Origin of the sequence: Cellulomonas sp. H30R-01 (genome assembly GCF_010119915.1) — a bacterium.
GTDB lineage: Bacteria > Actinomycetota > Actinomycetes > Actinomycetales > Cellulomonadaceae > Cellulomonas > Cellulomonas algicola.
In genome coordinates this window covers 1,016,692-1,035,979 of record NZ_CP048210.1, presented here as the reverse complement: position 1 = coordinate 1,035,979, position 19,288 = coordinate 1,016,692, and the positions used below count along the sequence as shown (strand labels likewise).

19 protein-coding genes are annotated in these 19,288 nt (G+C 75.3%); 8 read left to right on the top strand and 11 right to left on the bottom strand.

Annotated elements, in window-relative coordinates; all coding sequences use genetic code 11:
• The first annotated feature begins 31 nt into the window (after positions 1 to 31).
• Positions 32 to 631: a TetR/AcrR family transcriptional regulator gene (locus GXP71_RS04565; protein WP_162351691.1), complete on the top strand. Its 600-nt coding sequence runs from the start codon at positions 32 to 34 to the stop codon at positions 629 to 631.
• A gap of 192 nt (positions 632 to 823) precedes the next feature.
• Complete coding sequence (locus tag GXP71_RS04560; protein ID WP_162351690.1) at positions 824 to 1,963, top strand: DNA glycosylase AlkZ-like family protein; 1,140 nt, start codon at positions 824 to 826, stop codon at positions 1,961 to 1,963.
• 90 nt (positions 1,964 to 2,053) lie between these two features.
• Here the strand turns inward: GXP71_RS04560 and GXP71_RS04555 are convergent, their stop codons facing one another.
• Complete coding sequence (locus tag GXP71_RS04555; RefSeq protein WP_162351689.1) at positions 2,054 to 2,920, bottom strand: MBL fold metallo-hydrolase; 867 nt, start codon at positions 2,918 to 2,920, stop codon at positions 2,054 to 2,056.
• 85 nt (positions 2,921 to 3,005) lie between these two features.
• Here GXP71_RS04555 and GXP71_RS04550 point away from each other — a divergent pair, with 85 nt between their 5' ends.
• Positions 3,006 to 3,950, top strand: a complete 945-nt coding sequence (locus tag GXP71_RS04550) for a GlxA family transcriptional regulator (RefSeq protein WP_162351688.1) — start codon at positions 3,006 to 3,008, stop codon at positions 3,948 to 3,950.
• 70 nt (positions 3,951 to 4,020) lie between these two features.
• The gene (locus GXP71_RS04545; protein WP_162351687.1) at positions 4,021 to 4,968 is read left to right on the top strand and encodes a DMT family transporter; all 948 of its coding nucleotides are present in this window, start codon (positions 4,021 to 4,023) and stop codon (positions 4,966 to 4,968) included.
• Here the strand turns inward: GXP71_RS04545 and GXP71_RS04540 are convergent.
• From GXP71_RS04540 to GXP71_RS04530, 3 genes are read right to left on the bottom strand one after another with little or no spacing between them, the layout of a single operon-like run.
• Entirely contained in the window at positions 4,943 to 6,628 is a 1,686-nt protein-coding gene (locus tag GXP71_RS04540; RefSeq protein ID WP_162351686.1) for a ribonuclease J, read from the bottom strand. The two genes, GXP71_RS04545 and GXP71_RS04540, sit on opposite strands and share 26 nt — an antisense overlap.
• 15 nt (positions 6,629 to 6,643) lie before the next feature.
• Complete coding sequence (gene dapA, locus GXP71_RS04535) at positions 6,644 to 7,561, bottom strand: 4-hydroxy-tetrahydrodipicolinate synthase (protein WP_162351685.1); 918 nt, start codon at positions 7,559 to 7,561, stop codon at positions 6,644 to 6,646.
• A 60-nt stretch (positions 7,562 to 7,621) separates the two neighbouring features.
• On the bottom strand, positions 7,622 to 8,128 hold the full coding sequence (locus GXP71_RS04530; RefSeq protein ID WP_162351684.1) for a dihydrofolate reductase: 507 nt from the start codon (positions 8,126 to 8,128) through the stop codon (positions 7,622 to 7,624).
• A 137-nt stretch (positions 8,129 to 8,265) separates the two neighbouring features.
• Here GXP71_RS04530 and GXP71_RS04525 point away from each other — a divergent pair, with 137 nt between their 5' ends.
• The 4 genes from GXP71_RS04525 (at position 8,266) to GXP71_RS04510 (ending at position 11,599) form a co-directional block, all read left to right on the top strand.
• Complete coding sequence (locus GXP71_RS04525) at positions 8,266 to 9,744, top strand: NAD-dependent succinate-semialdehyde dehydrogenase (RefSeq protein WP_162351683.1); 1,479 nt, start codon at positions 8,266 to 8,268, stop codon at positions 9,742 to 9,744.
• Positions 9,745 to 9,791: 47 nt separating this feature from the next.
• Entirely contained in the window at positions 9,792 to 10,514 is a 723-nt protein-coding gene (locus GXP71_RS04520) for an AzlC family ABC transporter permease (protein WP_162351682.1), read from the top strand.
• The gene (locus tag GXP71_RS04515) at positions 10,511 to 10,831 is read left to right on the top strand and encodes an AzlD domain-containing protein (RefSeq protein WP_162351681.1); all 321 of its coding nucleotides are present in this window, start codon (positions 10,511 to 10,513) and stop codon (positions 10,829 to 10,831) included. Before GXP71_RS04520 ends, GXP71_RS04515 begins: the two co-directional genes overlap by 4 nt.
• Before the next feature lie 216 nt (positions 10,832 to 11,047).
• Complete coding sequence (locus GXP71_RS04510; protein WP_162351680.1) at positions 11,048 to 11,599, top strand: GNAT family N-acetyltransferase; 552 nt, start codon at positions 11,048 to 11,050, stop codon at positions 11,597 to 11,599.
• A 115-nt stretch (positions 11,600 to 11,714) separates the two neighbouring features.
• On the opposite strand, the gene GXP71_RS04505 is transcribed toward GXP71_RS04510, so the two are convergent.
• From GXP71_RS04505 to GXP71_RS04475, 7 genes are all read right to left on the bottom strand, one after another.
• Positions 11,715 to 12,128: a hypothetical protein gene (locus GXP71_RS04505; protein ID WP_162354197.1), complete on the bottom strand. Its 414-nt coding sequence runs from the start codon at positions 12,126 to 12,128 to the stop codon at positions 11,715 to 11,717.
• A 53-nt stretch (positions 12,129 to 12,181) separates the two neighbouring features.
• A complete protein-coding gene (dapB, locus tag GXP71_RS04500; RefSeq protein WP_162351679.1) occupies positions 12,182 to 12,934 on the bottom strand; it encodes a 4-hydroxy-tetrahydrodipicolinate reductase in 753 nt (250 codons plus the stop codon).
• An 11-nt stretch (positions 12,935 to 12,945) separates the two neighbouring features.
• A complete protein-coding gene (locus GXP71_RS04495; RefSeq protein WP_162351678.1) occupies positions 12,946 to 13,770 on the bottom strand; it encodes a hypothetical protein in 825 nt (274 codons plus the stop codon).
• 91 nt (positions 13,771 to 13,861) lie between these two features.
• Positions 13,862 to 15,208 carry a pitrilysin family protein gene (locus tag GXP71_RS04490; RefSeq protein WP_162351677.1) on the bottom strand — a complete coding sequence of 449 codons (1,347 nt, stop codon included), beginning with the start codon at positions 15,206 to 15,208 and terminating at the stop codon, positions 13,862 to 13,864.
• A gap of 1 nt (position 15,209) precedes the next feature.
• Positions 15,210 to 17,447, bottom strand: a complete 2,238-nt coding sequence (locus tag GXP71_RS04485) for a polyribonucleotide nucleotidyltransferase (protein ID WP_162351676.1) — start codon at positions 17,445 to 17,447, stop codon at positions 15,210 to 15,212.
• A 254-nt stretch (positions 17,448 to 17,701) separates the two neighbouring features.
• Positions 17,702 to 17,971 carry a 30S ribosomal protein S15 gene (gene rpsO / locus GXP71_RS04480; RefSeq protein ID WP_013770699.1) on the bottom strand — a complete coding sequence of 90 codons (270 nt, stop codon included), beginning with the start codon at positions 17,969 to 17,971 and terminating at the stop codon, positions 17,702 to 17,704.
• Positions 17,972 to 18,107: 136 nt separating this feature from the next.
• Complete coding sequence (locus tag GXP71_RS04475) at positions 18,108 to 19,148, bottom strand: bifunctional riboflavin kinase/FAD synthetase (RefSeq protein WP_162351675.1); 1,041 nt, start codon at positions 19,146 to 19,148, stop codon at positions 18,108 to 18,110.
• Positions 19,149 to 19,288 lie beyond the last annotated feature (140 nt).

Below are 19,288 nucleotides of genomic sequence, written 5' to 3'. Positions count from 1 at the left end.
TCAACGTCCGTCAAGCCCGTACACTCCCCGCATGGCCCGTCCCCGGCTCCACGACGACGCCCTGCGCGCACGCCTCCTCGACGCGACGTCGCGCGCCATCTCGCGCGGCGGGCCCGACGCGGTGACCGTCCGCGACGTCGCCACGGCTGCCGGCACGTCCGCGTCGGCCGTCTACTCGCTGTTCGGCGGACGCGACGCGCTCCTGCAGGCCGTCGGCGCCGAGGCCGCCGCACGTTTCGCCGCGTCGCTCGCCGCGGCAGCCCGCACGGACGACCCCGGAGAGGACCTCCTCGCGCTCGGGCTCGCCTACCGCCGCTGGGCCGTCGACGAGCCGCACTTCTACCGCGTCATGTTCGGGACCCGCCCCGCCGACGAGCCCGCCGTCGCCTCCGTGACGCAGGACGCCACGTTCCGCGTGCTGCGCGACTCCGCGCTCGCCGTCCTGCGCGCCGCGGGCGCACCCGACGCCGACGAGCGCGCCGCCCGTGCCGCCGAGGGGCTGTGGGCCCTCGTGCACGGGCTCGTCGACCTCGAGCTCGGCGGCCTCCTGCCGGGCGACGCGGAGGCTGCGACCGCGCGGTACGAGTCCGTGCTGCGCGCAGCGGGCCCCGGGATCCTCCGCGACGCGTAGCGACGACGGCGCACGGCCGGACCGCGCGCGGCCGCCGGGGGTCCGCACGACGCTCACCCCGGCGCCGCGGGTCGCGACGACGGGCAGCCAGGCGCCGCGCGGCGTCACGACGCGCGGCGGGCCGGCCGGGCGACGTGCACCCGCCGACCGGTCCGCCGGGGCCGTGTCGGACCGTCGTGGGACGGTGGCCCCGTGGGAGTCCTGTCCGTGAGTCGCGACCAGGTGCTGCGGCACCGTGTGCACGTCCAGCAGCTCGACCGGCCCGTCGACCCGGCGCGCGCCGCGACCGACGCCGCCGTCCTCGACCTCGGCGTGCAGGACACGGGACCCGACGGCGCGCTGTGGGCGCTCGCGGTCCGGGGCGTGCCCGTCCGAGCCCGCGCGTGGCCGCAGGACGACCTCGCGCTCGTCTGGTCCCTGCGCGGCGCGCCGCACGCGTACCGGCGCGACGCGCTGCGCGACGTCCAGGCGGCGCTCCGGCCGTTCTCCGACGCCGACGCCGCCGCGCGCGTCTACGACGCCGCGAAGCCGCTGCGCGCCGCAGGGATCCGCCCGGTCGACGGCCTCGCGCACGCCGCACGCACCATGCGCACGGTCGTCACGGAGCCCACCGTCAAGGGCGCGCTCTCGACGCGCATGACGCGGGAGCTCCCCGAGCCCTACGTGCGGTGGTGCCGGCCCTGCGGTGCCACGCACATGTGGGAGATGACGTTCCGGCTGGCCGCGCTGCACGGCGGCCTCGAGCTCGAGCCCGGCACCTCACCGCCCGTGCTGCGGCGCATCCCCGGCTGGCCGGCGTCGCGCGTCGGCAGCGTCGAGCGTCGCCCGTCGGCGCGCCCCGACGCGCTGGACACCGTGCGGCTGCTGCTGCACCTGCTCGGCCCGCTCGACCCGAAGCAGGTCGCCGCGTTCCTCGACGCGCCCGTCGCGGACGTGCGCGAGCGCTGGCCCTCCGACACGGTCGACGTCGAGGTCGACGGCGCGACGCGTGCCGTGCTCGAGGCCGACGTCGACGCGCTCGTGCGCGCGGGCTCCCACGACGCCGCTCCGGTCGTCCGGCTGCTCGGCCCCTACGACCTGTTCCTCCAGTCGCGCGACCGGGAGATCCTCGTGCCCGACGCCGCCCGCCGCCGGGCACTGTGGCCCGTGCTGGGCCGGCCCGGAGCGGTGCTCGCGGACGGCGACGTCGTCGGCACGTGGCGCCCGCGCGCCCGGGGCAAGCGGCTCGCCCTTGAGCTCGACCCGTGGGTGCCGTGGTCGCGCGACGTCGAGCGCGCCGTGGACGTCGAGCACGCCCGGCTGGCGGAGTTCCGGGGCCTCGAGCCGGCGTGAGCCGAGGCCACGACCGACCGTGACGCCGGGCGGGCCAGGAACGGGCGGACGGCCGCGCGGGGCCGGCGGGCCGTGCGTCGGCTCGCGGCGTCAGATCGCGGTCGGTACGCCGCGCTCGAGGACGACCAGCCGGTCCTGCAGCCCCGCGGCGCGCGCGGCGTCCACGAACGCGTCGAGCGGGTCGACGAAGTGCGCCCAGTCGGTGTGGTGCACCGGGACCACGCGGGCACCGGCGAGCAGCGCCGTCGCGGCGACCGCACGACCGGCGTCGAGCGTCAGCGGCTCGGCACCGAACCGGCCGACGTTCGCACCCCCGACGAACAGCACCGCGATCGCGACGTCGGGGAACCGGCCGGCGATCTGCGCGACGACGTCGACCTGTGCGTTGTCGCCCGACACGTAGACCGTCGGCTCCCCCGCCGCACGCAGCACGAACCCCGTGACCTGCCCGCTGAGGGCCTCCGCCCCGGGCGGGCCGTGCACGGCGGGGACCGCGGTCACCCGCACGCGGTCGCCGACGCGGGTCTCCTCCCACGGTGCGAGGCCGCGGACACCCGGCACGCGCGCCGCGGCGTCGGGCGTGGACAGCACGAGCGGCACGTCGGCGAGCAGCGCGCGGCCGCTGACGTCGAGGTTGTCGGCGTGCTGGTCGTGCGACAGCAGGACGGCGTCGACGGGTCCGAGGTCGGCAGGCGCGACCGCGGGTCCGACGAGCTTGTGCAGCGTCACGGCTCCCGGGTACTCGGCGGGCGCGGGGTCGAAGGTGGGGTCGGTGAGGAACGCGAGACCGGCGTAGCGCAGGAGGAGCGTCGGCCCGCCCACGAACGTCGCCTCGACACGACCCACGGGGTCGCTGGTCGGACTCTCGGGCGCGTGCTCGGCGCCCCGGGGCGCTCCCGGGTCGGGCGTGACGGTGTCGGCGGGGTCGTGGCGGTCACCGGGTGTCGAGGTCGTCATGAGGACGAGCCTCGCGGCCGGGCGTCGGGGGCGGAAGTGGCCCGCAGGACACCTGTCGCCAGGATCGGGCCACTACGCTCGGGGCGTGCCCCGGCTCGTCGCGGTCGTCGCGTTCGACGGCATCAGCCCGTTCCTTCTCGCCGTGCCGCAGGCCGTGCTCGGCGCCCGGCCGCTGCGCGGCGCGGCGTACGACGTGCAGGTGTGCGCGTCCTCCCCCGGCTCGCTGCCGACCGAGGCCGGCTACGAGGTCACGGTCCCGCACGGCCTCGACCTGCTCGAGCGCGCCGACCTCGTCGTGCTCCCGAGCTGGGACCTCACGCGCGAGCCGCCCGCCGACCTGCTGGACGCGGTCCGGGCCGCGCACGCGCGCGGTGCCCGCGTCGTCGGCCTCTGCCTCGGCGCGTTCGTCGTGGCCGCCGCGGGCCTCCTCGACGGGCGCGAGGCGGCGACCCACTGGCACGCCGCGGAGGCGCTCGCGCGGCGGCACCCGTCGGTCCGCGTCCGTCCGGACGTGCTGTGGTCGGACCTCGGGGACGTGGTGACGTCGGCGGGAGTCGCGGCGGCGCTCGACTGCTGCCTGCACGTGGTCCGCACGGACCTGGGCGCGCACGTCGCGGCGGAGGTCGCGCGCTCGCTCGTCCTCGCGCCCCACCGTGACGGGTCGCAGGCGCAGTTCGTGCCCGTCCCCGTCGCGCCCGCCGACGGGACCGACCCCGTCGCGCGCGCGATGGCCTGGGCCGCGCAGCGGCTCGACGAGCCGCTCGACCTCGACACGTGGGCCGCGCACGCGCACGTCTCGCGGCGCACCCTCACGCGCCAGTTCCGGGCCCGCACCGGCACGAGCCCGTCCGCGTGGCTGCTCGAGCAGCGGCTCGCCCGTGCACGGGCGCTGCTCGAGCGGGGCGACGAGCCCGTCGAGGTCGTCGCGCGGCGCTCCGGCTTCGGCTCGTCCGCGTCGCTGCGCGCGCACTTCGCCCGCCGCTTCCGGACGAGCCCGCGGCAGCATCGCGCCGCTTTCCGGCAGGAATGACGGGGACCGGTGTCGGTGCTCGGTCCTAGCGTGGCGCCATGACGTCCACGCACCCCGCCGGCGGCCGCTCGTGAGCCGCCGGGGCTGGCTCCTGCTCGTCGCGATGGGCGTGATCTGGGGCGTGCCGTACCTGCTCATCAAGGTCGCGGTGGGCGAGGTCACGCCGCCGATGGTGGTGTTCGTGCGGACCGGGCTCGGTGCGCTGCTGCTCGTCCCGTTCGCGCTGCGCGGTGGCGGGCTCCGCGTCCTGCGCGGGCACTGGCGTCCGGTCGTCGCCTTCGCGGTCCTCGAGATCGTCGGGCCGTGGATCCTGCTCTCCAACGCGGAGCGCACGCTGTCGAGCTCGCTCACCGGCCTGCTCGTCGCGACGGTCCCGATCCTGGCCGTCGTGGTCGCCCGCGTCGTCGCCAAGGAGCACGTGGCGCTCGTGCGGTGGGCCGGTCTGCTGGTCGCCCTCGGCGGCGTCGCCCTCCTGCTCGGCCCCGGCGCGGGCGCGGACGACCCGTGGGCCGTCGCGCAGGTGCTGCTCGCCGCGCTGGGCTACGCGGTCGCCCCGATGATCGCGGACCGTCACCTGCGCGACGTCCCCCCGATCCCGCTGACGACCGCGTGCCTCGCGCTGTCCGCGCTCGCCTACGCGCCGGTCGTCGCGCTCACCGGCCCGCACCCGTGGCCGTCGACGCCCGCGGTGCTGTCGCTCGCGGCCCTGGGCGCCGTCTGCACCGCCGTCGCGTTCGTGCTCTTCTTCGGTCTCATCGCGGAGGTCGGAGCGGCCCGCTCGACGCTCGTCGCGTACCTCAACCCGGTCGTCGCGGTGCTGCTGGGGGCGCTGGTGCTCGACGAGCCGCTCACCGTGACCGTCGTCGTCGCGACCGCCCTGATCCTCGTCGGCTCGGCCGCCGCGTCGCGGCGCACCTCGGGTCGGGCAGCGCGCGCCGACGAGCCCGCCGAGGCGGTGCCCGCCGGCGAGGCCGGCGTGGCCGTCGGTGCGGCTACGCCTCCACGACCACCGGGATGATCATCGGCCGGCGGCGCAGCCGGTTCGACACCCATCGCCCGACGACACGACGCATCACCTGCTGCAGCTGGTGGGTGTCGACCGCACCCTGCGCCGCGGCCTCCTCGAGCGCGCGCGTGAGGTCCGGGAGGATGTCCTCGAAGATCTCGTCCTGCTCGGCGAACCCGCGCGCGTGGATCTGCGGCCCGGCCAGCACCTTGCCGTCGGCCGAGCTCACCACCGCGAAGATCGAGATGAAGCCCTCGTCGCCGAGGATCCGGCGGTCCTTGAGCTCGGCCTCGGTGATGCCGCCGACGCTCGACCCGTCGACGTAGACGTAGCCGCACGGGACCGCGCCCACGACCGACGCCTTGCCGTCGACCAGGTCCACGACGACGCCGTCCTCCGCGAGCACGACCCGCTCGGCCGGCACACCGGTCTGGACCGCGAGCGCCGCGTTCGCGACGAGGTGCCGCACCTCGCCGTGCACCGGCATGACGTTGCGAGGCTTCAGGATGTTGTAGCAGTACAGGAGCTCGCCGGCGCTCGCGTGGCCGGACACGTGCACCTTCGCGTTGCCCGAGTGCACGACGCGCGCGCCGAGGCGGGTCAGCCCGTTGATGACCCGGAACACCGCGTTCTCGTTCCCGGGGATGAGCGACGACGCGAGGATCACCGTGTCGCCGGGGCCCACGGACACCTTGTGGTCGTTGTTCGCGATGCGCGACAGGGCCGCCATCGGCTCGCCCTGCGAACCCGTGCACATGAGCACGACCTCGTCGTCGGGGAGGCTGTCGACGCCCTTGAGGTCGATCAGCACGCCCTCGGGGACGGTGAGGTAGCCGAGCTCGGACGCGATGGCCATGTTGCGGACCATCGAGCGGCCGACGAGCGCGACACGGCGTCCGTGCGCGACGGCGGCGTCGAGGACCTGCTGGACGCGGTGCACGTGCGACGCGAACGACGCGACGATGATCCGCTTGGTCGAGTCCGCGAACACCGAGTCGAGCACCGGGCCGATGCCGCGCTCCTGCGCGACGAACCCGGGCACCTCGGCGTTGGTCGAGTCGACCATGAACAGGTCGACGCCCTGCTCGCCGAGCCGCGCGAACGCCCGCAGGTCGGTGATGCGCCCGTCGAGCGGGAGCTGGTCCATCTTGAAGTCGCCCGTGTGCAGCACGGTGCCGGCGCCCGTGCGCACGGCGACCGCGAGCGCGTCGGGGATCGAGTGGTTGACCGCGACGAACTCGCACTCGAACACGCCGAGCGTCTCCGTCTGGCCCTCGCGCACCGCCAGCGTGAACGGCTGGATCCGGTGCTCCTTGAGCTTCGCCTCGACGAACGCGAGCGTCAGCTGCGAGCCCACCAGCGGGATGTCCCGGCGCAGCCGCAGCAGGTACGGCACGGCCCCGATGTGGTCCTCGTGGCCGTGCGTGAGGACGATCGCCTCGATGTCGTCGAGCCGGTCCCGGATGTAGTCGAAGTCCGGGAGGATCAGGTCGACACCGGGCTGGTGGTCCTCGGGGAACAGGACGCCGCAGTCGATGACGAGCAGCCGGCCGGCGTACTCGAGGACCGCCATGTTGCGGCCGACCTCGCCGAGGCCGCCGAGGGCGACGACACGCAGGCCGCCGTCGGGCAGCGCGGGGGGAAGGGTGAGCTCGGGGTGGGGGTGGCTCAAAGATCTCTCCTGGGTCTAGCGGAGCGCGACGTCGAGCAGCCCGGCGGCGCGCAGGCCGTCCCGGATCGCGTCGACCTCGTCGTCGGTCGCGGGCACGAGCGGCAGCCGCGTGGCACGGGTCGGGATGAGGCCGAGGATCTCGCACGCAGCCTTCGCGGCGACACCCTGGAAGCCGGCGCCGTTGAGGGCGTCGATCGCGGGCACCACGGCGCGGAACCGGCGCAGCGCCTCGGCGTGGTCGCCCGCGTCCCACGCGCGCACGACGGCGGCGAGCTGCGACCCGGCGACGTGGCCGGAGACGCTGACGATGCCGACCGCGCCCGCCGCGAGGAGCGTCAGGAGCGCGCCGTCGTCGCCGGAGTACCAGGCGAGGCCGGTGCGCTCGATCACCTTCGTGGCGGTGAACGGGTCGCCGGACGCGTCCTTCATCGCGACGACGCGGTCGTGCGCGGCGAGCGTGGCGATGCTCTCGGGTGCGAAGCGCACGCCGGTGCGGCCGGGGACGTCGTAGAGCATGACGGGCACGTCGGTGGCGTCGGCGATCGCCGTGACGTGCGCGACGAGGCCCGCCTGCGACGGGCGCGAGTAGTACGGGGAGACGACGAGGAGCCCGTGCGCGCCGGCCTCGGCGGCCTGCTCGGCCATCCGGACGGCGTGCGCGGTGTCGTTGGACCCGGCGCCCGCGAGCACGAACGCGTCGTCGCCGACGGCCTCGACGACGGCCTGCACGAGCTCGGCCTTCTCGGGCGCGTGCGTGGTCGGTGCCTCGCCCGTCGTGCCGTTGAGCACGACGCCGTCGTTGCCCTGCTCGACCAGACGCTTCGCGAGGGTGACCGCCGCACCGAGGTCGACGGCACCGTCGGGGGTCATCGGCGTCACCATCGCGGTGAGCACGGCCCCGAACGGACGGGCGGGCGTGGCGGCGCGGGTCATGCGCTCACGGTACCGCCCGGCGGACCTGCACAGGTGCCCGGACCACGCCGCGGACCTCGCTCAGCGCCGCACCCACGTGCGGTAGCGGAACCGGACGACGCCCGACGTCTGCCAGCTGCCGGTGGTGTCCTCCGGGTCCTGCTCGCGCCACTCCCCCGGGTCGAGCCGCGGCGCGCAGGCGTCCCCCGGGACGTCGAGGTCGACGAGCGTGACCTCCGCCCGGTCGGCCACCGGGAGGGCGGCGTCGAGGACCGCCCGCCCGCCGATCACCCACGTCTCGGCGCCGTCGACGAGCGCGAGGGCGTCCGGAAACGAGCGTGCGACCTCGGCCCCGGGCGCCGTGAACGCCGGGTCCCGGGACAGGACGACGTTGCGGCGTCCCGGCAGCGGGCGGGCGCGCGCGGGCAGCGACTGCCACGTCGCGCGCCCCATGACGACCGCGTGCCCGGTCGTGAGCCGCCGGAACCGCGCCTGGTCCTCGGGCACGTGCCACGGGATGCGCCCGTCCGCGCCGATGACACCCGCGGGCGTCTGCGCCCACACGAGGTTCACGCTCACGGCCGCCATGCTAGGGCGGCGCCGCCGCCGCGCGGTGGCCGCCCTCACCGCCCGGACGACGCGCCGACCGGCCGGTCGGTCGGTCGGTCGACGGTCGACGCGGTGTTCCTGGTGTGCGCGCGCCGCGGTCGGGCGACACTGGACCGATGACGACGACGTCCCCCCACCTGCCCCCCACGGTCGCGGCGCACGTCCCCACGGGCGTCCTCGTCGGCGGCGCGTGGCGTCCCGCGAGCTCCGGGCGCACGTTCGAGGTGTCCGACCCCGCCACGACCGAGGTCCTGTTCGACGTGGCCGACGGCGACGAGCAGGACGCGCTCGACGCGCTCGCGGCCGCCGACGACTGCTTCGAGGAGTGGCGTGCCGCACCGCCGCGCGTCCGCGCCGAGCTGCTGCGCGCCGTGTTCGACACGCTGACGCGCCGCACCGAGGACATCGCGGCGCTCGTCACCGCGGAGGGCGGCAAGCCGCTCGCGGAGTCGCGGGCCGAGGTCGCGTACGCCGCCGAGTACGTGCGCTGGTACTCCGAGCAGGCGGTGCGCGTCGACGGCCTGGCGCGGCGCGCGCCCGCCGGGACGCACCACCAGCTCGTGCTGCGACGCCCCGTCGGCCCGGCGCTGCTCATCGCGCCGTGGAACTTCCCGATCGCGATGATCGCGCGCAAGGTCGCACCCGCTCTCGCCGCGGGCTGCACCGCCGTCGTGAAGCCCGCGCAGCTCACCCCGCTCACCACGGCGTTCGTCGCGGAGATCGTCCGGGAGGAGCTCGACGCGCGCGACCTGCCCACGGGCGTCCTCAACGTCGTGCCGACGTCGTCCGCGCGGAACGTGTCGGGACCGCTGCTCGCCGACCCGCGCCTGCGCAAGCTGTCGTTCACCGGCTCGACCGAGGTCGGGGCGACGCTGCTCAAGGCGTCGGCGGACCGCATCCTGCGGACGTCGATGGAGCTCGGCGGCAACGCGCCGTTCCTCGTGTTCGACGACGCCGACCTGGACGCCGCCGTCGAGGGCGCCGTGCAGGCGAAGATGCGCAACGCCGGCCAGACGTGCGTCGCGGCCAACCGGTTCCTCGTGCAGGAAGGCGTCGCGCAGGAGTTCACGCGGCGGCTCACGGCGGCGTTCGGCGACCTCGTGGTCGGGCACGGCGCCGAGCCCGGCACGACCGTCGGGCCGCTCATCGAGGCGTCGGCGGTCGACCGCGTCGAGGAGGTCGTCGCCGAGGCCGTCGACGGCGGCGCGCGCGTGCACGTCGGCGGCGAGCGGCCGGACCGGCCCGGGTACTTCTACGCCCCGACGGTCGTCGACCGGGTCGAGCCCGACGCGCGGCTCGTCCGCGAGGAGATCTTCGGCCCCGTCGCGCCCGTCGTGACGTTCGGGTCCGAGGACGACGGCGTCCGCCTCGCCAACGGCACGCCGTTCGGGCTGGTCGCGTACGCGTACACGCGCGACGTCGGACGCGTCATGCGGCTCGCGGAGGCCCTGGAGACCGGGATGCTCGGCGTGAACCGCGGCATGGTCTCGGACGCGAGCGCACCGTTCGGCGGCGTGAAGTCGTCCGGGCTCGGGCGCGAGGGCGGCGAGGCGGGCCTCGAGGAGTACCTCGAGCCGGTGTACGTGGCGCTCTGACCGGGCGCGTCGCGGGCACCGCCCGTCCGTGTGCGACAGTGGCGCGCGTGGCACGGGACGACGAGACGCGGGCGGCCGTCCGCCAGGCGGTGTCGGTGTCGGTCGCGACGGGCCTGTACGGCGTGTCCTTCGGCGCGCTCGCGGTCGCGGCCGGGCTGAACCTCCCCCAGACGGCCGCCCTGAGCATCCTCATGTTCTCGGGCGGCTCGCAGTTCGCGTTCATCGGCGTCGTCGGCGCGGGCGGTGCGGCCGGTGCCGCGATCGCGACCGCAGGGCTGCTGGGCGTCCGGAACGGGCTCTACGGTCCGCAGGTCGCGCCGCTGCTCGGCGTGCACGGGTGGCGCCGTCTGCTCGCCGCGCACCTCACGATCGACGAGTCGACCGCGGTCGGCACCGCGCAACGCACCCGGTCCGCGGCCCGGGCCGGGTTCTGGTGGACCGGGGTCGGCGTGTTCGTCCTCTGGAACGCCTTCACGCTCGCCGGGGCGGTGCTCGGTGACGCGCTCGGCGACCCGCGGAAGTACGGCCTCGACGCCGCAGCCGCCGCCGCGTTCCTCGCGCTCGTGTGGCCCCGGCTCACCGGCCCCTCGGCGCACCTCGCACGCCTCGTCGCCGCCGGTGCCGTCCTCGTCGCGCTCGCCGCCACGCCGTTCGTGCCCGCCGGGGTGCCCGTCCTGCTGGCCGCCGCGGTCGCGATCGTGGTGGGTGTCGTCGCGGCACCGCCCGACCCCACGGACGCCGCCCCCGAGCGCGAGGGGGCCACCCCGTGAGCGACGTCGTCCTGTGGGTCGCCATCGCCGTCGCGGGCCTCGTCTGCCTCGGCCTCAAGCTCGTCGGCCATCTCGTCCCCGAGCACTGGCTCGCCGAGCCGCGTGTCGCGCGCGCCGCCGCACTCGTCACGGTCGCGCTGCTGTCCGCGCTCGTCGCCGTCCAGGCGGCCACCACGGGGCGCGCGATCGTCCTCGACGCCCGCCTCCCCGCGCTCGCCGTCGCGGCGATCGCGCTCGCGCTGCGCGCGCCGTTCATCGTGGTCGTGCTGCTCGCGGCCGTCACCGCCGCGGTGCTGCGCGCGCTCGGCATGCCCTGAGGCACGGACGGCGCCGGCGTCCGCCCCGGTCGACGGGGAGGCGGCCTCCCGCTTGATAGCCTCGCCCGACCCGACGGTCGCCGCGCACCGGCGGCCCGATCCTCCGGAGGACCCCGTGCAGAACGACCGGTGGTGCCCGTCCGGCACCCCGACCTCGCGGGCGACCGCGACCGCCCGGTGCGGCCCGGCCGTCCCGCCTCTCACGGGCGGTGCGGCGTGAACGCCGACGTCTCCGTCCGGCCCGCCGTCCCCGGCGACGAGAGCCGCATCGCACGCGTGCAGGTCGCCGCGTGGCGGGTCGCGCACGCCGACGCGCTCGGCAGCGAGGCGCTCGCCCTCGTCGACGAGGACGCCGTGCGGGACCGCTGGTCGACCGCGATCACGTCCCCGCCGGCGACCGGCTTCCACGTGCTGGTGGCCTGCGACGGGCCCGCGGTCGTCGGCGTCGCGTCCGTCGCCCCCGTCCCCGCGCCGGCCGACGACCCGACCGCCGCACCCGGCGGCGTCGTGCTCGCGCTCGAGGTCGAGCCGCTGCGGCAGCGGCAGGGTCACGGGTCGCGGCTGCTCGCCGCGGCTGTCGACCTGCTCCGCGCGGACGGCGCCGACCAGGTCCTCACGTGGGTGCTCGACGGTGACACCGCCCGCGAGGAGTTCCTCGCGTCGTGCGGGCTCGGTGCGGACGGCGCGGTGCGTGAGCTCGCGCCCGCACGTGACGCGCAGGGCGCCGAGCGCATCGTCGTCGAGCGCCGCTGGTCCGCCTCCATCTGACCGCCTCCGGACGACCGTGCGCGTCGGCGCCCGGGCACGTCACGGCCCGGTCAGCCCGGAGCGCGGTGCCCCGGCGCGCGACAGCGCCGCTCGGCACGACCGGGCGGCGGGCTCGTCAGGTCGCGCGGTGCAGCCGGCTCGCGGTCCGCAGCGACTCGCGGGCACGTCGCCGGTCCCCCGCCGCGTCGTACGCGAACGCGAGGTGGTACCAGGAGCGCCAGTCGTCGGGCGCATCGTCGACGACGGCGCGCGCGTCCTCGAACGCCTCGCGCGCAGCGGCACGGTCGATCCGCCCGCCGGGCGACCGCGGGAGCGTGTCGACGGGCAGCTCGTCGGCGTCGGCGAGCTCGTCGGCCATCCGCTGCACGTCGACGGCGAGCCGCCACTCGCGTGCGACGAGACCGACCACGAGCAGCGGCAGCACCCAGAACGCGACCCCGAGGACGACCCCGACGGGTTCGCCGCTCGTGACGAGCGCGGTCGCGCGCACGGCGACCAGCCAGACGTACAGGGCGAGCAGGCCGGTCATCGCGACCGCGGCCGCGACGCCGGTCCGCCGGCGGCGGTGGGGCTCGGCCACGGTCAGAGGTCGAGCAGGTGCTCGAGGCCGACGGTCAGGCCAGGGCGTCGGCCGACCTCGCGCACGGCCAGCAGCACGCCGGGCATGAAGCTCACGCGGTCGAACGAGTCGTGCCGGATCGTCAGCTGCTCGCCCGCGTTGCCGAGCAGGATCTCCTCGTGCGCGACGAGGCCGCGCAGCCGGACCGCGTGGACGCGCACGCCGTCGACGTCGGCGCCCCGCGCGCCGTCGAGCGTCTGCTCGGTCGCGTCGGGCATCGGGCCCAGTCCTGCGGCGGCGCGTGCCGCGGCGATGCCGGCGGCCGTGTGGCGCGCGGTGCCGGACGGCGCGTCCACCTTGTTCGGGTGGTGCAGCTCGACGACCTCGGCCGACTCGAACCAGCGTGCGGCGCGCGCCGCGAACGCCATGGCCAGCACGGCGCCGAGCGCGAAGTTCGGCGCGACGAGCACGCCCACACCGGGCCGGTCGGCGAGATGGTCACGGACGCGCGCCAGCGACTCGTCGTCCCAGCCGGTCGTGCCGACGACGGTGTGCACGCCCGCGTCGACGAGCGCGTGCACGTTGCCCTCGGTCACGGAGGGGACGGTGAAGTCGACGGCGACCTGGGCACCCGCGTCGACGACCGCTGCCAGGTCACCGCCCGCGTCGAGCGCGACGGCCAGCTCGAGGTCGGGGGCGTCGTCGACGGCCCGGACGACGGTCGAGCCCATGCGTCCGGCCGCGCCCAGGACGGCCACCCTGATCGGTTCGCTCACGGGGTGCAACCCTATCCGGCGACCGGTGCCCCCAGCGCCGCCGCGATCCCCTGCTCGACGCGCCGCAGCTCGAGCGGGGTCGAGCCGGTGAACCGCTCGACCTCGCGCGGCGCGTAGCCCGCCTGCACGTACCAGCGGATCGCGCCGAGCGCGTCCTCGGGCCGCACGGGACCGGGCCCGACGGCGTCGCGCACGAACGCCGAGAACCGCACCGCCGCGAGCAGCGCGTCGGGCGTGAGCCCGAGGTGCTCGACCGACCACCGGTGCAGCGTGCCGACGGGCAGCTCCGCCGCCCGCGCGAGGTCGGCGACGGTGACGAGGCCGCGGGACGCGAGGACCTGCTGCACGGCGGGCTCGAGCAGCGTGAGCTCCGCGGGCTCGTCGGTCGCGGCGAGCGCCCCGGCCAGCGCGGCACCGAGCAGGTCCACGGCGCGCGCGTCGTCGCCCGCCTCGAGCGCGGCCTGGCAGGCCGCGACGTCGGCCGTCGCGAAGGCCCGGTCGAGCGGGACGACGTCGTCGGGTGCGACGTGCACGCGCAGACGGGCCAGCGCGAGCGGGCCGAGCTGGGCGCCGAGCCGGACCGACGGACCGGGCTGCTCGCGGACGACGGGCCGGCTCGACGGGCCGCGGACACCTGGTCCGTCGGCGGTCCGGCGCCGGGTGAGCGCGTCGACGTGCGACCCGCGCGCACCGAGCGTCACGAGCGCGAGGCCGTGCCCGTCGGGCAGCAGCACCTCGCGCGTGACGACGCCCGCCGGCTGGCGCACGACCCACAGGTGCTCGACGAGGTCACGCGCCGCCGCGGGCGGTGCGAACCTGCGGTACTCGACGGCCATACCCCATGATCGCGCGCCGACGCCCCGCCCGGTGGGCCGATCGGCCCGACGGACGGGTGAGACGTGCAGGTCCGGCCCGGGGAGGGCGCTCTCAGTCGCCGAACGGTCCGACGCGCACCACGGAGCGGGGCCGCGACGCGAGCTCGGCCGCGAGCTCCTGCACGTCGGCGGCGGTGACCGCGCGGATGCGCTCGAGCGACTCGTCGATGCTCAGCAGCTCGCCGTGGACGAGCTCGGCCTTCCCGAGGCGGCTCATGCGCGAACCGGTGTCCTCCATGCCGAGCACGAGGCCTCCGGCCAGCTGACCGCGGGACCGCTCGAGCTCGGCCGGCGTGATGCCGTCCTGCGCGAGCCGCTCCCACTCGGCGAGCATGAGCGCGACGACCTCGTCGACCTTGCCCGGTGCGCAGCCGGCGTACAGCCCGAAGACGCCCGTGTCGGCGTGTCCCGACGCGTACGAGTACGTCGAGTACGCGAGGCCGCGCTTCTCACGGATCTCCTGGAACAGGCGCGACGACATGCCGCCGCCGAGGACCGCGTTGAGCACCGAGAGCGTGAAGCGACGGTCGTCGGTCGCGGTGAGCGACGTGCCGCCGACGATGACGTTGGCCTGCTCGGTGTGGCGGCGCACGGTCAGCTCGACGCCCTGGCCGGGGATGCCGGCCGAGCCCGCGAGCAGCGCGCGTGACGTGACCGGGCGACGCCCGGTAGGCACGGCGTCGTCGCCCAGCGTCCAGCCGCCGGTCGCGAGCGCGTCGGCGACCTGCGCGCACAGCACGTCGTGGTCCACCCCGCCGGCCGCGGTGACGACGAGCGTCGACGGCGTGTAGTGCCAGCGGTAGTGCTCCCACACCGCGTCGCGCGGGACCGCGCGGATGGTGTCGGGCGTCCCGCCGATGGGACGGCCCAGCGGGTGCGCACCGAGCACCGCGGTCGCGAACTGCTCGTGCACGACGTCGCTCGGGTCGTCGTCGTTCATGGCGAGCTCTTCGAGGATCACGCCGCGCTCGGTCTCGAGCTCGTCGGCGTCGATCCTCGCCGAGGTCACCATGTCCGCGATGACGTCGACCGCCATGGGCAGGTCGGTGTCGAGCACGCGCGCGTAGTAGCACGTGTGCTCCTTGCCGGTCGCCGCGTTGGCCTCGCCGCCGACGGCGTCGAACGCCTCGGCGATGTCCATCGCGGACCGGCGGGCCGTGCCCTTGAACAGCAGGTGCTCGAGGAAGTGCGTCGAGCCGAAGTGGCCCGACTCCTCGTCCCGCGAGCCGACGCCGACCCACGCCCCCACGGTCGCGGAGCGCAGGCCGGGCATCTGCTCGGTGACCACGCGGACCCCGCCGGGCAGGACGGAACGACGCACGATGGCGTCGCCGTCCTGCCCGGCGGTCTGCTCCGCCCCGGGGAGCCCGGGGCCGACGAGCGGGAGGTCCAGCGGCACGTCAGGCGTCGGCGGGCGCCGCGGCGGCGTCCGGCGTCGCGTCGGAGGCACCCTCGGCGTCCTCCTCGATGACCGCGTGCAGCGAGAGCTTGCCGCGCGGGTCGATCTCGCCGATCTCGACCTGGACCTTCTGCCCGATGGACAGGACGTCCTCGACGTTCTCGACGCGCTTGCCGCCGACGAGCTTGCGGATCTGCGAGATGTGCAGCAGACCGTCCTTGCCCGGCGAGAGCGACACGAACGCGCCGAACGTCGTCGTCTTGACGACGGTGCCGACGAAGCGCTCGCCCACCTCGGGCATGTGCGGGTTGGCGATCGCGTTGATCGCCGCCCGCGCGGCCTCCGCCGACGGACCGTCGGTGGCGCCGATGTAGACCGTGCCGTCGTCCTCGATCGAGATGTCGGCGCCGGTCTCCTCCTGGATCTGGTTGATCATCTTGCCCTTCGGGCCGATGACCTCGCCGATCTTGTCGACCGGGACCTTCACCGTGATGACGCGCGGCGCGAACGGGCTCATCTCGTCCGGGACGTCGATCGCCTCGGCGATGACGTCGAGGATCGCGAGGCGCGCCTCCTTGGCCTGCGTCAGCGCACCGGCCAGGACCGACGCGGGGATGCCGTCGAGCTTGGTGTCGAGCTGGATCGCGGTGACGAAGTCGCGCGTGCCGGCGACCTTGAAGTCCATGTCGCCGAACGCGTCCTCGGCCCCGAGGATGTCGGTGAGCGCCGCGTAGCGGGTCTCACCGTCGACGGTGTCGGACACGAGGCCCATCGCGATGCCCGCGACCGGTGCGCGCAGCGGCACACCCGCGTTGAGCAGCGACAGCGTGGACGCGCAGACGGAGCCCATCGACGTGGAGCCGTTGGAGCCGAGGGCCTCGGACACCTGACGGATCGCGTAGGGGAACTCCTCGCGGCTCGGCAGCACGGGCATGAGCGCCCGCTCGGCGAGCGCGCCGTGGCCGATCTCGCGACGCTTCGGCGAGCCGACGCGGCCCGTCTCACCCGTCGAGTAGGGCGGGAAGTTGTAGTTGTGCATGTACCGCTTGCGCGTCTCCGGGGAGAGCGTGTCGAGCTGCTGCTCCATGCGGAGCATGTTGAGCGTCGTGACGCCGAGGATCTGCGTCTCGCCGCGCTCGAAGATCGCGGAGCCGTGCACGCGGGGCAGGACCTCGACCTCGGCCGAGAGCGTGCGGATGTCCCGCAGGCCACGGCCGTCGATGCGGAAGCCGTCCGTGAGGATGCGCTGGCGGATGAGCTTCTTCTGCACCGACCGGTACGCGGCGGAGAGCTCCTTCTCGCGGCCCTCGAACTGCTCGGCGAGCTGGCCCACGACCTCGGCCTTGATCTCGTCGAGGCGGTTCTCGCGCGTCTGCTTGTCCGCGATGGACAGGGCCTCGCCGAGCGACGCGGTCGAGGCGGCCTCGACGGCGGCGTAGGCGTCGTCCTGGTAGTCGGGGAACGTCGGGAAGACCTGGGTCTCCTTGGCGGCCTTCGCGGCGAGCTCCTGCTGCGCCTCGACGAGCACCTTGATGAACGGCTTCGCGGCCTCGAGGCCCTGCGCGACGATCTCCTCGGTGGGCGCGGTCGCACCCTCCTGGATGAGGTTCCACGACTTCTCGGGCGCCTCGGCCTCGATCATCGCGATCGCGACGTCGTCACCCACGACACGGCCGGCGACGACCATGTCGAACGTGGCGCGCTCACGCTCGGAGTAGCGCGGGAACGCGACCCACTGGCCGTCGACGAGCGCGATGCGCACGCCACCGACCGGACCCGAGAAGGGCAGGCCCGAGAGCTGCGTCGAGATCGACGCGGCGTTGATCGCGAGCGTGTCGTACGAGTCGTCCGGGTGGATCGCCAGGACCGTGATGACGACCTGGACCTCGTTGCGCAGGCCCTTGACGAACAGGGGGCGCAGCGGGCGGTCGACCAGACGGCACGCGAGGATCGCCTCGGTCGAGGGACGGCCCTCGCGGCGGAAGAAGGAGCCCGGGATCTTGCCGGCGGCGTACTGCCGCTCCTCGACGTCGATCGTCAGCGGGAAGAAGTCGAACTGGTCCTTGGGGTGCTTGCCGGCCGTCGTGGCGGCCAGCAGCATCGTGTCGCCGTCCAGGTAGGCGGCGGCCGAGCCGGCGGCCTGCTTGGCCAGGCGGCCCGTCTCGAAGCGGACGGTGCGGGTGCCGAAGCGGCCGTTGTCGATGACGGCCTCGGCGAACTGGATCTCGGGACCCTCCACGGGTGCCCTCCTCGTTCTACGAAGGCGCCGGCCGGCCGCGGCGGTCTTCGACCGTGGTCCTCGGAGCCGAGAGCTCCGGGGGCCACTACCGAGGACCGGACGAGCGGGCCGACGCGGTGGATGGTGCTGGGTGGTGCTGGTCGTGCTGGTGGTGCTGGTCGTGCGGGATGCACGCCGGCCGGACGGTCAGGCCCGACCGGGGCGAACATCGGACCAGCCCGGACCCTGTCGCGGGTCCGGGCTGGTCCGGAGGCTCAACGGCGCAGGCCGAGGCGCTCGATGATCGAGCGGTAGCGGTTGATGTCGACCTTCTGCAGGTAGCCGAGAAGACGACGACGACGACCGACGAGCAGCAGCAGGCCGCGGCGGCTGTGGTGGTCGTGCTTGTGCTCCTTGAGGTGCTCCGTCAGGTCCTTGATCCGCTGGGTCAGGACGGCGATCTGCACCTCCGGCGAACCGGTGTCGCCCTCGTGCGTCGCGTACTCGGTCATGATGGCCTGCTTGGTGGCGCTGTCCAGGGACACGGTTCTCCAGGTTGTCTCGTTGCGCGGTGCTCCGGGGCATGTCCACCCGGGCTCTCTCGTTCCGCGGCCGTTCTGACGGCGTCGACCATCGTACCAGGCGGTTCGCACCACCCGGTCAGCCGGTCGTGCCGCCCGATCAGGCGGTCGCCGCACCCGCGAGGACCGTGCGGACCCGCTCGACGTCCTCGCTCATCCGCTCCAGGAGCGCGTCGACCGAGTCGAACCGCAGCGTCGGGCGCAGCCGCTCGACGAGCTCGACGACGACCTGCTCGTCGTACAGGTCGAGGTCGTCGCGGTCGAGCACGTAGGCCTCGACCCGACGCTCCTGGCCGTCGAACGTGGGGTTCGTGCCGATCGACACCGCGGCCGGCAGCACGCGGTCGGGGTCCTGCGACGTCACGGGCGTACCGTCGGGGCGCCGCACCCGGCGGAGCCACCCCGCGTAGACGCCGTCGGCGGGGACCATGCCGGTGAGGTCGCCCCCGAGGTTCGCGGTCGGGTAGCCGAGCTCGCGACCGCGCGCGTCGCCGTGCACGACGGTCCCCCGCACGCGGTGCGGCCGACCGAGCACCCGCGCGGCCTGCACCACGTCGCCGGCCTCGAGCAGCTCGCGCGCCCACGTCGACGACCAGCGGCGACGCAGCGGGTCGGCGGCCTGGTCCTCGGGGCTGCCCGGATCCGCGGCGGGTGCGGGCGTGACGTCCTCGATGACCTCGACGTCGAACCCGTACCGCTCGCCGAGCGCGACCATGGTCGAGAGGTCGCCCGAGTTCTGCCAGCCGAACCGCACGTCGCGCCCGACGACCACGGTCCGCGTCCGCAGACCGTCGACCAGGTACCGCTCGACGAACTCCTGCGGCGTCTGCCGCGCGAACTCGAGCGTGTAGGGCAGCAGCAGGACGGCGTCGAGGCCCGTCTCCGCGAGCAGCTCGAGCCGGTCCTCGTCACCGGTGATGAGCTCGGGTGCGCTGTCAGGCCGGTGCACCTGGAGCGGGTGCGGCGTGAAGGTCACGGCGACGGCGCGCGCCCCGACGGCTCGTGCGTCGGCGCACATCCGCGTGAGGACGCTGACGTGCCCCCGGTGGACGCCGTCGAAGTTGCCGATGGTGACGACCGACGGGCCGAACCCGGACGGGACGTCCGCGAGGTCGTTCCAGCGCTGCACAGGGAGGATCATGCCACCGCCGCGACCCACGCCTCGCGACGGTCCCCGTCACGGACGGTCGTCGCCGCCCCCGTGCTGCTGCCGTGGCCGTCCTGCTCCCCCGTCGCCGCCGTGGACGAGCCGGGCACGACGGACGGCGCGCGGCCGACCCG